The 16,484-nt window shown below is 31.5% G+C and carries 13 protein-coding genes; 4 read left to right on the plus strand and 9 right to left on the minus strand.

Features of this window, described 5'->3' with window-relative positions:
* Positions 1-8: 8 nt before the first annotated feature.
* Positions 9-296: a 30S ribosomal protein S6 gene (gene rpsF, locus O5Y44_RS02675; protein WP_003144346.1), complete on the minus strand. Its 288-nt coding sequence runs from the start codon at positions 294-296 to the stop codon at positions 9-11.
* A gap of 729 nt (positions 297-1,025) precedes the next feature.
* On the opposite strand from rpsF, the gene adhE reads away from it, so the two are divergent.
* Entirely contained in the window at positions 1,026-3,668 is a 2,643-nt protein-coding gene (gene adhE, locus O5Y44_RS02680) for a bifunctional acetaldehyde-CoA/alcohol dehydrogenase (protein WP_371465472.1), read from the plus strand.
* 102 nt (positions 3,669-3,770) lie between these two features.
* Here the strand turns inward: adhE and O5Y44_RS02685 are convergent, their stop codons facing one another.
* From O5Y44_RS02685 to O5Y44_RS02710, 6 genes are all read right to left on the minus strand, one after another.
* Positions 3,771-4,484 (minus strand): MFS transporter, encoded by a 714-nt coding sequence (locus O5Y44_RS02685; RefSeq protein WP_371465474.1) that lies wholly within the window; start codon positions 4,482-4,484, stop codon positions 3,771-3,773.
* A gap of 12 nt (positions 4,485-4,496) precedes the next feature.
* The gene (locus O5Y44_RS02690; RefSeq protein ID WP_371465475.1) at positions 4,497-5,006 is read right to left on the minus strand and encodes an MFS transporter; all 510 of its coding nucleotides are present in this window, start codon (positions 5,004-5,006) and stop codon (positions 4,497-4,499) included.
* Positions 5,007-5,178: 172 nt separating this feature from the next.
* On the minus strand, positions 5,179-7,992 hold the full coding sequence (locus O5Y44_RS02695; RefSeq protein WP_371465476.1) for a DEAD/DEAH box helicase: 2,814 nt from the start codon (positions 7,990-7,992) through the stop codon (positions 5,179-5,181).
* Between the two features lie 20 nt (positions 7,993-8,012).
* The gene (gene folP, locus O5Y44_RS02700) at positions 8,013-8,816 is read right to left on the minus strand and encodes a dihydropteroate synthase (protein ID WP_371465477.1); all 804 of its coding nucleotides are present in this window, start codon (positions 8,814-8,816) and stop codon (positions 8,013-8,015) included.
* Between the two features lie 143 nt (positions 8,817-8,959).
* On the minus strand, positions 8,960-10,417 hold the full coding sequence (locus O5Y44_RS02705) for an MATE family efflux transporter (RefSeq protein WP_371465524.1): 1,458 nt from the start codon (positions 10,415-10,417) through the stop codon (positions 8,960-8,962).
* Between the two features lie 325 nt (positions 10,418-10,742).
* Positions 10,743-11,330: a GNAT family N-acetyltransferase gene (locus O5Y44_RS02710; protein WP_371465478.1), complete on the minus strand. Its 588-nt coding sequence runs from the start codon at positions 11,328-11,330 to the stop codon at positions 10,743-10,745.
* A gap of 1,125 nt (positions 11,331-12,455) precedes the next feature.
* Between O5Y44_RS02710 and O5Y44_RS02715 the strand changes: the two genes are divergently transcribed.
* Positions 12,456-12,734, plus strand: coding sequence for a type II toxin-antitoxin system RelB/DinJ family antitoxin (locus O5Y44_RS02715; protein ID WP_371465479.1), 279 nt, complete (start codon positions 12,456-12,458; stop codon positions 12,732-12,734).
* The gene (locus O5Y44_RS02720) at positions 12,724-13,047 is read left to right on the plus strand and encodes a type II toxin-antitoxin system RelE/ParE family toxin (protein ID WP_371465480.1); all 324 of its coding nucleotides are present in this window, start codon (positions 12,724-12,726) and stop codon (positions 13,045-13,047) included. The genes O5Y44_RS02715 and O5Y44_RS02720 overlap by 11 nt, the downstream gene beginning before the upstream one ends.
* Positions 13,048-13,089: 42 nt before the next feature.
* Here the strand turns inward: O5Y44_RS02720 and O5Y44_RS02725 are convergent, their stop codons facing one another.
* Entirely contained in the window at positions 13,090-13,932 is an 843-nt protein-coding gene (locus tag O5Y44_RS02725; RefSeq protein ID WP_371465481.1) for an SDR family oxidoreductase, read from the minus strand.
* 212 nt (positions 13,933-14,144) lie between these two features.
* On the opposite strand from O5Y44_RS02725, the gene O5Y44_RS02730 reads away from it, so the two are divergent.
* Positions 14,145-15,578, plus strand: a complete 1,434-nt coding sequence (locus O5Y44_RS02730; protein ID WP_371465482.1) for a bifunctional folylpolyglutamate synthase/dihydrofolate synthase — start codon at positions 14,145-14,147, stop codon at positions 15,576-15,578.
* Positions 15,579-15,724: 146 nt separating this feature from the next.
* On the opposite strand, the gene O5Y44_RS02735 is transcribed toward O5Y44_RS02730, so the two are convergent.
* Positions 15,725-16,483 (minus strand): Cof-type HAD-IIB family hydrolase, encoded by a 759-nt coding sequence (locus O5Y44_RS02735; RefSeq protein WP_371465483.1) that lies wholly within the window; start codon positions 16,481-16,483, stop codon positions 15,725-15,727.
* Position 16,484 lies beyond the last annotated feature (1 nt).

Raw genomic sequence — 16,484 nt, forward strand, 5'->3', positions numbered from 1 at the left:
TTCACCCCTTATTTTTCTAATCTTACTACCATGTGACGGATGATGTCATCGCTAATTTTTGCTAAACGATCGAATTCTTTTGTAGACGCATCTGTTGCTGAAGTTAATTCTACTACATAGTAGTAAGCATCACTGAAGTCTTCGATTTCATAAGCTAGGCGTTTTTTACCTAAATCTTTAACTTCTACTGCTTCTGCACCTTCTGAAAGAATATTTACGAATCTATCAACCACAGCTTTTTTAGCTTCTTCATCGATACGTGGTTGAACAGCAAACATTACTTCATATTTTCTCATGTGTGTGTTACCTCCTTTTGGTCTTTGCGACTCTCTAGTTTACTAGAGAGTAAGGAGTAATAAAATTACTCTAGCGATTATTATATCAATTCTAAAAATAAAAATCAACTAATAACTATGTATTTTTTAAATATTTTTTAATTTAATCATCGTTAATAAATATAAGGAGATCATAAATATAATTCACATTAAAAAATTACTGAAAAAATTACATTCTATCTCCCTCTCCTACTTAATTACCTCTTAGTTAGACTACGATAAATATACTTGTTATTCTTTTCATTCTATTATAATACACAAATCCACTATTCTTTAATCGATAGCCGTTATCAATACTAGAAATTTTATTTTTAACATTATATTTAACTATCCAAAATAATAACACTCTCTATAATCTGTTATATATCAATTATTTATTATAATGTAAAATAATGTTGAAAACAACTATTATCAAAGTAATTTATTTATATAACAGAAATATATTATTGAATTTAAAAATGTGCGAATCATTAATTTGTACGTTCAAATTTTATATGAAAATATATATTTTATCTAGGTTTTTAGTTGTATAACAGATGTTTACAACGATTAATTATAGGTGTAAAATATAAATGTAAACAAATAAGAGGTGTTTATAACAAAAATTAAATGATAATTATCCACTATTATACTTTACAGATATTCTCATTATTTCTGTTATAAATTCCTGAATTAAAAGGAGTAAAAATCATGTCTAAAGAAAAATTACAAACTGTAGATCCAGTTGAAGAAGTAAATACGTTAGTATCAAAAGCATTAGTTGCTTTAGATGAATTCAAAAAGATCGAAGATCAAGAGAAAATTGATGCAATAGTTCAAGCAGCAGCCGTTGCAGCTCTTGAAGCACACGGACCGCTAGCTGTTGCAGCAGTTGAAGAAACTGGTCGTGGTGTTGTTGAAGATAAAGCGATTAAAAATCTTTATGCATGTGAATACATTGTAAACTACATGCGCGATCTTAAAACTGTTGGAGTAATCGATAAAGATGACGTTGATGGACTTACAGCTATAGCTGAACCAGTTGGTGTTGTTTGTGGTGTTGTACCAACGACTAACCCAACATCAACAACAGTATTCAAATCTCTAATCTGTTTAAAAACTCGTAACCCAATAGTTTTCAGTTTCCACCCATCTGCAAATGAATGTTCTAAACAAGCAGCTCGTATCGTTCGTGATGCAGCAGTTAAAGCAGGGGCTCCTGAAAACTGTATCCAATTCATCGAAAAACCATCTATGGAAGGAACACACGCTTTGATGAACCACGATGGTGTAGCTACAATCCTTGCTACTGGTGGTAACGCAATGGTTCGCGCAGCTTACTCTTGCGGTAAACCTGCTCTAGGTGTTGGTGCTGGTAACGTACCTGCTTATGTACACAAAGAAGCTAAACTTAAACAAGCTGTTAACGACATCGTATTAAGTAAAGCATTCGATAATGGTATGATTTGTGCCAGTGAACAAGCTGCAATCGTTGATAAAGAATTATACGATGAATTCGTTAAACTTATGAAATCTCACAGAGTACACTTCGTAACTAAAGAAGAAAAAACTAAATTAGAAAACTTATTATTCGGTGTTGAAGCAAACTCTGAAAACTGTGCCGGAGCTAAATTAAACTCTGTAATCGTTGGTAAACCAGCTACAGAAATCGCTAAACTAGCTGGATTCGAGGTTCCTAAAGGAACAGTAATCTTAGCTGCTGAATGTAGTGAAGTTGGTGTTAAAGAACCACTTACTCGTGAAAAACTATCTCCAGTATTAGCTGTATTAAAATCTAGTAGCACAAAAGATGGTATTGAAAAAGCTAGACAAATGGTTGAATTCAACGGTCTAGGACACACTGCAGCAATCCACACTCAAAACGAAGAAGTTGCTGAAGAATTTGGTAAAGTAGTTCGTGCTTGTCGTGTAGTTTGGAACTCACCTTCTACATTCGGAGGAATCGGAGATGTTTACAATGCATTCATCCCATCTCTAACTCTTGGATGTGGTAGCTATGGACGTAACTCAGTATCTGGTAACGTAAATGCTATCAACTTACTAAACATCAAATTAATCGGTCGTAGAAACAACAATATGCAATGGTTCAAATTACCTCCAAAAGTTTACTTCGAACCAAACGCAATCAAATACTTAAGTGAAATGGAGGGTTTAGAGAGAGTAATGATCGTAACTGACGAATCAATGGTTAAACTTGGTTTCGCAGGACGCATCATCGATCAATTAAACCGTCGTAAAAATAAAGTTCAATACGAAGTATTCGCTGGAGTAGAACCTAACCCTGATATCACAACTGTAAAACGTGGATTAGAAATCATGAATACTTTCAAACCTAACGCTATCGTAGCACTAGGTGGTGGTTCTCCAATGGACGCAGCTAAAATCATGTGGTTATTCTACGAAAGACCAGATGCAGACTTCACTGAATTAGTTCAAAAATTCGCAGATATCAGAAAACGTACTGTAAAATTCCCTCACTTAGGACAAAAAGCTAAATTCATCGCTGTTCCAACAACTTCTGGTACAGGTAGTGAAGTTACACCATTCGCAGTAATCTCTGATAAAGAAAATGATAAAAAATATCCGTTAGCTGACTATGCTATCACTCCACACGTAGCAATCGTTGACCCAGTACTAGTTCAAACTGTACCAGCTAGACCAACAGCTTCAACAGGTATGGACGTATTAACACACGCAACAGAAGCATACACTTCTATCCTTGCTAACGATTATACTGATGGATTAGCACTTCGTGCAATCAAACTTGTATTCGAAAACTTAGAAAAATCTGTTAAAGAATTTGACAAAGATGCTAGAGAAAAAATGCACAATGCTTCTTGCTTAGCTGGTATGGCTTTCGCAAATGCATTCTTAGGAATTTCTCACTCAATGGCCCACAAAATCGGTGGTAAATTCCACACTATCCACGGTGAAACTAACGCAACATTATTACCATACGTAATCAAATACAATGGTACTCGCCCAGGTAAAGTATCTCTATGGCCTAAATACGAACACTATCAAGCTGATGAAAGATTCCAAGACATCGCTCGTATGCTAGGACTAAAAGCTGATACTCCTGAACAAGCAGTTGATTCTTATGCTCAAGCAGTATTCGAACTTGGTAAACGTGTAGGAACTCCAATGTGCTTCAGAGATCATGGTGTTGACTACGAAGCATTCAAAGCAGCTCTACCTACTTTAGCAATGGATGCTTACGAAGACCAATGTACTCCAGCCAACCCAAGATTAGCTCTAATCAAAGATATGGAAGGTATCATGGAAGCAGCTTGGTTCGGATTTGATGAGAAAAAATTCGTAGAAAATCAATAAGCTATTCATTCATAATCTCAGAACATTAAACTCATACTTCTTTTCATCCATGAAGTAATGAATAGAATCATCCCCTTAGACAAAATCTAAGGGGATTATTTTTTATTGTTTAACTTTAAATGAATACATCAAAACTATAATTAATAATACTAATAAACTATATAATGCAAATGATGCACTAATAGCGTTAGCGAAAAATAATATTACTGTTGTTCCTATTGGTACTGAAATAGTAATAACGGTACTAAAAATACTATATATTGACGTTTGTCTTTCCTCAGGAACTGATTGTAAAATCAATGCATCTAGTTTTGGATTCGATATTCCTGCAAAATAACCTATTATTACAGTTAAAATAAAAAGTATAAATTTATTTTGGAGTATCAATAGATTTCCTACATACATAATGAATAAAATTATTTCTAATATAGCATTATTTCTTAAACTCATATTTTTATAAAAACTAATTTGGTAGACACCTCCGATAATTGTACTAACTACTTCCACTATTTCTAATAAAGTAATAGTATAGGCTACATTCCCAAATAGTAAGGTCTCATTTTTTACTAGAATTACTAGAAGTAAAGCGAACATCGCAGATGAGTAAAAATTCATCCCTAAAAATAGTATAACAAAGTTATAAATTTTCTTTATCTCACGAAGTATTTTAAAGTTTTCAATAGTATCTTTTAAAAATCTTTTAGTACTTACCTTCTCTTTATTATCTACTTTAAAACTACCAATCTTCTCTTTCATCAATTTTTTGTACTTTGTCAGTATTAAAAATGCTATCAAGAATAACGCTGCATTCAGCATTCCAAAATATGATTAGTTATAACTTAAGAGTCCTAAAACGAATACTCCAACAGCCTTTCCACCAAGTGAGATTGTATTGTTTATAGAACTAATAAATGCTAATGCTTCACTTAGTTGTTCTTTGCGCACTAATCTAGTATTAATCGACATTGATAAATAGCCATTATAACCACCTAGTATATCTGCAACTACATTTACAAATACTAATACAATAAAAATCCACCATTGGACTCCGTAAATGCACACGAAAGCGAATAACGAAAATAATAAAAACTGATGAAATCTTGTCGATAATATTCTGTTGTACTTATCTTTTGTCTGATCTGCAAAATATCCTAAGATAAATGAAATAATATAAGGCAATGTCGTAGCTACCGAAACTATACTTACGGCTAATTCTGGATTCGGTAAATTCGTCGCATAAATAATAAACGCAATATCAAATAACGTTCTACCAGCATTCCCAAACGCCGATGAAATAGTGAATAACCTATAGAGTTTATTTTTCAAGAAAATATTCATCGAATACCACCTCCTATATTATTTTATATTTTACAATCAAACTGTAAAGTTTTCAATAACCAAAATACACTCAATATATTCCCCACAGTACAAAATAAAAAAGAGCAACTAAATGAAATCCTAATTCCCATGAACTCAAATTCGTCTTAGTTACTCTTTAATCTATTATATTTTATATTCTATCCCTCGTGAAATATTCGTACATATCTTCTCGAATTGGAGTCTGTATTTTATAGAAGAACTGAATTACAGTATCTCCGCTTCTTTCTCTAGCTACTAATTTAGGTTCTCCTGTCGTCTTCATCTCACCTAGGAAATAAAATATTCGTGCTCCATCCTTATCATCTTTATTTTTCCTCATAAATAGATAGATTTTCGTTTCATTATTATAGAAATAGTCGCACTCTTTTGATTCTAAATTCCTTCTCGGCTTCGACATCGAAGTAAATCCATTATCCGGTAAAAATCCATGCGTATAATCACGGTTAAATGAATTTTCATCAATATCGTAGTTAATAAATACAGGCAAAGTCTTCGTTCTTTCATCGTATTTATAACCACCTATAGCGAGTGGCACATAGTTAATTCCCCATGAGAATAATTTACAAATATCTTCAAAACTATATTTCTCATACAATACAAAATTAGTATCTTTGTATAAATTATCTTTGTAATATTTATTATATCTGTAAATTCCATAGTCTACCAAATCTTGTAACAATTCCCTAAAAATCTCAGACTGCAGTTGTTCTTCAAACTTCTTAGATATTTTTATCTCAGTTGCATTCTCATCTAAAAATATACAATCATGAAACTTCTTCTTAGTAACACTACTAGTTACAAAATTATTAGTAAGTATCTTTCTACTAACATCCAGCTCATAATCTGCAATAAATTTATTATAGTCTTTCAACATAATTTCTTCAAAAGATGTAAGAACACTACGCTTCTTGTCCTCTAATAACAAACGTAGAATTATAAGTTCTTCTATCTTTTTACTCAAGATTAAATTAGTAGAAACAAAATTTAACATATTCTCTGCAGTCTTCGTCAGTTTTCCACTATATTTAAACTGTTTTTCCTTCTTAGATAAGAATGAATAATAACTTCCAGCTACCTCGAAAATCTTCCTAATATCTATAGCGTCATAGCCCTCAAAGTCTAAATACGTAGGTATTCTACCTAGTTTATTTTTAAGCTTGTTATACTCATCAGTAACAAATAACCACGTATTTAACTTCACATTATCTATCGCGCTATAAATTCTCTGTTTAGAGATTTCATCAAAATGAATAGTCGATGTCCCAGGAATATACCTAGTCCCCTGGGATAAAAACTTCCTTACAGTATCTTTATCATAACTATTATCACCAGATAGAGCCACAGGAATTAAAAAGTTATTTTTATAATTGGCTATAAAATCTATTATTACCACGAACTCCTTATCCGCAGATTTTCGCAAACCACGACCTAGCTGTTGAATAAAGATAATAGAACTTTGCGTAGGCCTTAACATAATTACCTGATTAACCTCAGGAATGTCTACACCTTCATTGAAAATGTCTACGGTGAATATATAGTCTAACATATCGCCATCATTCGCAACTAACTTAGCAATCTCCTGTTCACGACGCTCCTGACTATCTTCACCTGTTAAGCTAGTAGCCTTATAACCACGTTCATTAAACTCTTCACTAAGAACCTTAGCTTCTTGTTTCGATGAACAGAAAACTAAACCCTTTACCCTATCTCCTGAATAGCCATAATAATTAATTTTACTTATAATATGCTCGACACGTTCATTAGACACTAGATTTGAAAACTCGCTCAGTTCGTCAATAACCTTACCATCAACTGCTAGATCACTAATCCCGAAATAATGAAACGGACATAATAGTGAATTTTCCATCGCTTCTTTTAAGCGAACTTCATAAACAATATTATTGTTAAATAATTCATAAATATTAAAACTATCCGTTCTATCAGGGCTTGCCGTCATCCCTAGATAAAATGTCGGTTTAAAATAATCCATCAATCTAAGATAACTGTCAGCTCCTGCCCTATGTACCTCATCTATTATAATTTCATCAAAATGAGTATCATTAAAACTCTTAAAAACATCTTCTTTAGACATAGTTTGAACTGTAGAAAAAACAAAATCCGCTTCTATATTTTTCTCTTTACCTGTAAGTAAACCATAGCTGCGACTAGTTCCAAAAATAGTCTTGAATGTCTCCAGCGCCTGACGAGCAATCTGTTCTCTATGAACGATAAACAACAATCTCTTAGCACCTATACTCTTCATCGCAAAAGCAGCCGCAAATGTCTTACCAGTTCCTGTCGCGGAAATAAGAAGACCCTTGTTATCTTGATTACGAAGTTTTTCTAAGTTTTCTATAAAACTCCTTTGCATCTTATTCGGTTTAATTTCCTCGGAAATAATTTTCTCAGTAACAGTCTCAATCTTATTACTAGCGAATTCTTCAACATACTTATCTTTTATTTCAGAGTAAGACTTGGCCTTCTTCCATAAGCTATTAAACTCATATAGAATGTTATCCGTTAGAATCCTATCACCCTCAACAAAAGTATTCCATTCTTTATTTATCGTAAGTGCAGCACTCGTTAAGTTCGAACTTCCCATCAGTACTTTCCATGAGTCACCTCGTCTAAATAAATAACCTTTAGTGTGGAAACCGTGTTTATTTTCTACACAATCATAAATTTTTAGAGAGATATTTTTAAAATTAGACAATTTCTCTAATACTTTAGGAGTATTAAAATATAAATAATTCGTCGTTAAAATTTTTCCACGGATGTTTTTTTCTTCTAAATTCTTCAAAGTCTGAAGTAAACTAGTTAAACCACTTTCTGAAATAAATGCCACGCTGAAAATAAATTCATCGCAAATTTCTAATTCACTCTCAAGCGTACTAAGAACTTTCATCGCTTCTAGATGATTATTATAAACAAATGTATTCTTCATTTTAACCTCCTTCTGTTAGATTAGCCATTAATTATTTCATATGTTATTAGGGCTTCTTTCATAACTTTTACATTATGAACACGTACCATTCTAGCTCCTCGTTTCACCGCTTCTAATGATAAAGTAGCACTTACTATATCTCTATCTTTCGGGTTACTATTACCACCTAGTACATAATCTGTAGTTCTCTTTCTACTTACCGCATATAAGATTTCACAACCTAGTGAATTAAGTAATTCTAGTTTACGTGTAATTTCTAAGTTAGCTTCTGCAGTTTTGCCGAATCCCATCCCAGGATCAACGATTATGTTTTCTATTTTCACACCTGCATTTAAGCAAATATCCACACTCTCACCTAGTTCACGTACAACTTGTTCAATCTCTTTCCCTTCTTCTACACCACCATTGTGCATAATAAAGATAGGAATATCATGTTTAGCAGCAACATCAGCCATAGTACTTCCTTTAGCACCATTCACATCATTTAGTACATCTACCCCTGCTTCAATCATGTATTCAGCTACATTAGGCTTATACGTATCGACACTAAAACACACATCAGGGAATGTTTTTCTTAAAGTTGGAAATACACTTTGTAATCTAGCAAATTCGTCTTCCTCACTAACTACTGTCGAACCTGGACGAGTTGATTCAGCACCAATATCAATGATATCCGCACCTTCAGCTACCATCTTACGAACACCTTCTATCGCAGCTTCCACATCATAAAAATCTCCCCCATCTGAAAAAGAATCCGGAGTAAAGTTCAATATTCCCATAATTAAATATTTTTTTTCATTTAATAATTGTTTTAATTTATTCATTCTGTCACCTTATCATTTTATTTTACATACCTTACTATTATATCACGTGACTATGGGGTTTGCAGTAAAAAAAGAAGTAACCCTAAAATTATGATTTTAGAATTACTTCTCTATTTTGTTAATTAGGTACTACTCCCAACTTTTTACTCACTCTTTTTCTTCAACGAACGAATAACTGGTTCTTTCCTAAATGCATAATACAATTGAGCTGCCATTACAACCCATAGAATAGGTTCTACAAATATTACTCCTAAATATCCTGCACTTGGAATAATAAATATTACAAATAATATTTTCCCTAGCATTTCTATAATACTTGAAACTAGTGGCATCATCTTTTGTCCTAATCCTTGCAGAGCATTTCTCAATACTAAAAGTATCGCTAAAAATGGGTAAAATACAGAACTAATCTTAAGATATAGCGAAGCTTGGTAAATTAGTTCTTCATCGTTACTTCCCGTGATAAGTTCATTTAAATATGGACTTGCGAAAAATAACATAATACAGATGAAGACTGACCAAATTATCGTAACAAGCGCACCCTTACGTAATCCTTCAACTATTCGACTATACTGTCTTGCTCCGAAGTTTTGCGATGTAAAAGTCGTTATGGTCGCACTCATAGATCCTACTGGAAGTAGTGAGAACATCATTATTCTTCTAGCACTCGTCTGAGCACTGATAATTACTGGACCTAAGGCATTAATCGATGTTTGTAAGATTACTGTACCAATTGAAACAACAGAAAACATAAGTCCCATTGCCAAACCTTGGCTAAATAAATCAGAATAAAGTTTTTTATTCCATGTAAAATGTTTTTTTGTTGGAATTAGAAATGGTGTTTTTCTACGAATATAGTTAAAACATAATACTGCAGAAATACCTTGTGAAATAATAGTTGCAACTCCAGCCGAACGTACACCCATATGTAGATATGCTATGAAATATGTATCTAATACAGTGTTAATAATTGCTGAGAAAATTAAGAAATATAATGCAGCCTTACTATCTCCAACCGCACGAAGTAATCCCGCACATAAATTGTACGCAAGAGTAACACCTACAAATACTACTATAAGATAACTATACTTATAAGACTGATCAATGATATTACTTGGTGTTCCTAGTAATTTCAGTAATGGATATAAAGTAAAATTACCTAATACTGCAATCACAATACTCAATACCCCACCTATTACAAATGTGGCAGCTACAGCACTCTTTAACTTTTCATAATTTCCTGCACCGTAATGACGAGCAATAACAATACCCATACCATTTCCTATACCTAATGCAAAACCAACTACAAGCTCAAATATCGCAGCAGTAGCTCCAACAGCAGCAAGGGATTCTTCTCCAAGGAATCTACCAACAATCATAATATCTACCGTATTATAGAGTTGCTGAAAAATATTTGCTATCATAATTGGTATCGCAAAAGCAATCATCGCCCGTAAAATCGGACCTTCTAATAAATTTACTGATGTTTTTTTCATAAATAATATTATAGCACTTTGAAATAAAGTTTCAAGAAAAAACCTGAAAACTATTCTGAAAATGGAGAAAGGCCCATCTTTCGATGAGCCGTATATTTCACTGATTCGAAACTAAGAATTTTATCGTCCTTTCGTCCTAAAAATTCTAGTTTCTGTAGCATGTGTTATTCGTACATTCTATCTTCATCCTTTGGACTTGATAGAATTACGACTAACCGATGAAAAAAATATCTATTATCTACATAGTTTAAACTCAAAATCAAAAATTACCCTAGAAATGGAGAAAGGCTCATCTTTCGATGAGCCATTTATATTATGAAAAAAAATATTATTAAGTTTTGTTATGTTTATATTATATCCTGCTTACCTTACATGAACTTTAGGTTATAATTAAAATGAAACTAAAGTTGAAAAAATTTGAAAATAATAATTATCTAGTTCTTTTCATAATATACTTCAAATTTGGACATTCTATCACTTTATCAATTTTAAAACCTAATTTCTCATACAGGTTCTTAGCGATTATATTAGAATCAAATACTGTTAAAGTTATACTATCAATATTTTCATCTTCAAAAATACGCTGAACAAATGCCCCTAATGCATTCTTTCCAAGACCTTTCCCTACTTTTTGTGGATTTAAAATAAATCTCCCTAAATGCACATTATCTCCCTCGATTTTTATAATTTGTATTATCCCAAGAAATTCTTCTTCATGAAAAATAGAAAATATATTCTCTAATTTCTGTATCTTATTTAAATTTAAAGGATAAGAAACCTTTAATCCCATCCATTGCTTTTGAAATTCTTCACCTTTCTCATTCGACCATTCACAGATCACTAGAGAATTGTTTTTGCTTATACCTTTTTCAAATCTAATATCCATATCTACACCTTCGCAAATATCATCTATACTAAATATTTGCACACTATTCGATTCTTTATAGAATTGTTCTAACTTAATTTCTAAAAATCTAGATTTTTCATTTGCTAATCCCTTAACAGTATGAACATTCACAAAATTTTTAAAATGGTTATCTTAATTCATTCTATCTAAATAAATTAGATATATCAAATAGTTATGCCTTTTATTTAACCTTAACTAATAAGGTTTTCTCTTCTTCAAGTATCTCTCCTTAATCAATAAGGCTCTCAATACACCCTAATAATATCTTAAAAATTATTACTTGTCAAATCTCCATAAAAATGGAGAAAGGCTCATCTTTCGATGGACCGTATATTTCACTGATTCGAAACTAAGAATTTTCTCGTCCTTTCGTCCTAAAAACTCTAGTTTCTGTAGCATGTGTTATTCGTACATTCTATCTTCATCCTTTGGACTCGATAGAATTACGACTAACCGATTAAAAAAAATATCTATTATCTAAATATTTTAAACTCGAAATCAAAAAATACCCCAAAAATGGAGAAAGGCTCATCTTTCGATGAGCCGTATATTATGAAAAAAAATATTATTAAGTTTTGTTATGTTTATATTATATCCCACTTACCTTAAGCAAAGTTTAGACTATAATTAAAATGAAATTAAAGTTGAAAAAATTTGAAAATAATCCCCTGAAATGGAGAAAGGCCCATCTTTCGATGGACCATATATTATGAAAAAAAATATTATTAAGTTTTGTTATATTTATATTATATTCCACTTACCTTACATAAACTTTAGACTATAATTAAAATGAAATTAAAGTTGAGAAGTTTTGAAAATACTCCCTAGAAATGGAGAAAGGCCCATCTTTCGATGAGCCATTTATATTATGAAAAAAAATATTATTAAGTTTTGTTATATTTATATTATATCCTGCTTACCTTACATGAACTTTAGACTATAATTAAAATGAAATTAAAGTTGAAAAGTTTTGAAAACAATCTTTAAAAATGGAGAAAGGCCCATCTTTCGATGGACCGTATATTATGAAAAAAAATATTATTAAGTTTTGTTATGTTTATATTATATCCCACTTACTTTACGCGAACTTTAGAATGAAATTAAAATGTAATTAAAATTTATATTTTCATTATCCTCTAAACTTACTATTATAATAGATATATTTCCTTTTAAATTTTCGTTGTTTGTGTTGACAACAACCGAAGAAATGATATAATCAAGTAAAGAGGTGATATTATGCCAACAACAAATCTAAATATACGTACAGATAGAATTATTAAGGAAAATGCGGATAAAATATACTCTGAACTGGGATTAAGTATGACAACAGCTGTTAATTTATTTTTACGAGCTACTATAAGAGCAAATGGAATCCCTTTTGATTTAAAATTATCAACTGATAAGGAATTATCAGAAGCTAAACTATTATTAGAAGGTATTGAAGATATCAAAAAGAATAAACTTATCGATGGAGAAAAAGTTCTTTCGAATTTAGAGAAAAAATATGGAGTATAAATATAAATTTACTTCACATGCAGAAAAAGATCTCGATGATATCTTATCTTACCTTGAATTTACCATAGCTAGTCCTACAGCAACTAAAAACTTTTTAAAAAAACTTCGATCAACAATAAACAATATATGTTTATTTCCAAATAGTTACAAGTTAATTCAAAATAAATATATAAGTGGTATTTGCATTAGAAAAGCATTAGTTATGCAATATATTCTTTATTACTCAATCAATTCTTTGAATAATGAGATTATAATAATTCGATTCTCTCATAGCGAACAAAATGAAGATGATTTTTTCAAAAATAATAAATAGAAATAAGGTGACTTTGTTATACATTGTCACCTTATCTTTATTTTATTTCCCCTCAACATACTCCTCTAAAAGTTGTTCTAATGATGTTGCTGATCTTCCTAATACTGTTTCTATATCTAGTGACACTCCTTCTTGTTCACCTTTTTCTATAGCTATATATGTACTTACCCATGAATCATATTCCCATTGTTCTGCTTCCCATTTTCGACGTGATTTATATGCTTCTTCTACTGTTTCATTGTAATATGGAATTTCCTTACCTGTTTTTTCACTAACAATCTCAGCGATTTCTTTCATCGATAGATTTCGTGGACCTGTTAAGTTTAATACTTTATTTCTATATTCTTCTGTATTTAACATGACTGCCACTACCATATCTGAAGCATCTTTACGCGCTACTGCAGACACTAAACCATCCCCTGCCGGTCCTCGAAGTTCTCCATATTCAAAACACATATCTAAAAAGAAATCTAAATAAAAATTATCTCTAAGAAATGTATATTGTAATCCTTGTTCTTTTATATATTTTTCTGTTTGATAGTGATCTCGTGATAAAGTAAATGTTGCATCTTCTTTATTATTATAGAATGAAATATATACAATATGTTCTACGCCTGCTGTTTTAGCTGCATCAATAAATCCAATGTGTTCTTCTACCCTTTTTGCATTTTCTTTTGCTGATACCATTAATAATGTTTTTACTCCAGTTAATGCCGCACGACTTTCTTCACTATTCTCGTAACTTGCCTTTCTTATTTCTGCATCACTGTATTTCTTAGCTTTCATAGGGTTTCTTGCGATATGAACTGTTTCTATCCCTTGTTCACTTAAAAATTCCGCTACTCTTCCACCTAATTTTCCTGTTACACCTGTCATTGCTATCATGTTGTTCTCCTTTCTTGATTTCTAACTTCTTCACTAATTATACTAACATACTAACAATTAAAATTAAAGTACGCACTTTATTGCATTGTAGTTATCATAAAATAACTATTACCCAAACACCTCCTTTAAGATCACCAAAATTATATCCTTTACAATTCATCTTTAACATTATAAAATTAAGTGTATATTATTAGAAATGTTGGTGTTTATTTATGAATTTGAATTGTAAAATAAAATTTGAGAAATATTTAAAAGAAAATAATTTAGAAGATAAAAATAACATATTAGAACTTTTCAATCGGTTAAGTTTAGAGCAACTTGCTGAAAAACTTCTAACTTTAGATGAAGATGAAATTGTAAACTACGCAATTGAGTATGTTTGTGAAGAACTTCTTATTACTTCATCGTATAAAATAGAACGTACTGGAATGAAACTTGGCCTTCACAGAATGGAACATATTCTTGGACTTTTCGACCATCCTGAAAAAGATCTTAAAGTAATTCATGTTGCTGGTACTAATGGTAAGGGATCTACTTGTTCTTATTTAAAAGATATCTTAAAAACTAAGTATAGAGTCGGATTATACACAAGCCCTGGTATGCTAAGTTTTAACGATAGAATTCGTGTTAATGATGATTTTATTTCATATAAAGAAGCCTACCGATTATTCAAACTAGTTCAAGAAACTTACGACAAAAACAATCCAGACCCTAGTGACAAACTGTCATTCTTTGAAATCATCACTGGTGTAGCTTTATTATACTTTAGAAATCAAAAAACAGATTTCGTCATTATGGAAGTTGGTCTTGGTGGAAGATACGATGGAACAAATATTTTTAAAGAAAAAGTATTATCTATTATTACAAAAATTGGTCTAGATCACACTGCGATTCTTGGTGATACTCTTGAAAAAATTGCATATGAAAAAAGTGGAATTATCCAAGAAAATGATAATGTCCTAATATATCCTGCTAGTGAAGGTGTTGTAAATGTAATAAAAGACATCTGTCAGGATAAAAATGCTAACTTAAGCATACTAAACGAAGAAGATATCGTTGTGAACAAAGTCGAAGCTAGAGGTAACGAATTCTCATATAAAGGTGTAGATTATTCTACTAAAATGGTCGGTGCACACCAAACTTTTAATGCATCTTTAGCTTTAGAAGCATTATCTAATCTGAAAAAACGTAGTATTATCGATATAGAAGATGACGTTATAAAAGAAGCTCTAAGCAAATCAGTTTGGGTTGGACGTTTAGAATGGATTCGTAACAATATTCTATTAGATGGCGCTCATAATAATGATGGAATAGATAGTTTAGTAGCCTACCTAAATAAGCAAAAATTCCCTAAATTGAAAATTCTACTTGGTATTCTTGAAGACAAAGACTATAAAGATATGATTGAAAAATTAAAAACTATCCCTGCTGAATTCTCAGCAACTAAAGTTCCAATCGAGATTAAAGAATCAAATCTTGATAATCTAGTTCAAAGTTTTGGGGATACTCATGTTACTAAATATGAGAATTATGAAGTTGCTTTAAATAATATTATTCCCAATCTGAAAGATGATGAAACTCTTCTAATTACAGGTTCACTTTATCTTATCTCAGCGGTAAGAGGTAAAATATTGGAGAAATATTAGAAATATTAAAAATCCACTGCGTCTATGAGTTCTCATAGGAACTTTGTTAAGTTTTAGGTCTTTTGGGTCAACCCCTGGATTTTATTTATTGACTTTAATACATGAAATAGTAAAAAAGAACCAGCATCTCTGCCGGTTCTTTTTTACTATTTATAGTTTTCTACAAAATGTTTTATCGCCGCTGCAAAATCTTCTACTACATGTGTAGCTTGGTTTTTCACTTCTTGTGGCGCGCGGTTCATACAGTATGAAATATCTGCTACTTTAAACATATCCACGTCATTCCCTGAGTCTCCTAAAGCTATTACTCTATCATACCCTGACCTGATAGCTTCTATACCACTAGCTTTAGAAATATTTTTTGCTGTGATTTCCATACGTGTTGAACCTGATTTATAAATCTCTACTTCTGGAAATTTCTCTTTCATTATATCGTAATGATAATCTAATTGGTCTTTTGTTGGTCTTACATTTATTTTATAGATTGTTTTTCCTTTTAGTATTTCAAAAGGATTCTCAACACAAATTAGTTCCATGTTCCACAATCTATCTTTCTTCTCATGATCAAAATTACCGATACGTTGTTTTCCATCTAAAGCATCGAATATTAATTTGCTTTCCTTTAGATATTCGAATATTCCAGTTAAATCTTTAGTAGGAATATGTTTTTCAAAAAGAACTTCATTTTGTCTTGTTACGACCGCTCCGTTAAACCCTATCATGTGTGTAACATCCATATCATTGCCTTCTGCAATATATTTGATTTCTTCAACAGAACGCCCAGTCGCAACTGAGAAATCCCCGTATTTTTTCGCATCATGATACGCTTTTAAATCTTCTTGTTCTACGAACACTGAATTCTTAACATATGTACCGTCTAAGTCTGTAACAAACAAATTCTTCATG

Source organism: Gemella sp. 27098_8_155 (assembly GCF_041433725.1).
GTDB classification, from domain to species: domain Bacteria; phylum Bacillota; class Bacilli; order Staphylococcales; family Gemellaceae; genus Gemella; species Gemella haemolysans_D.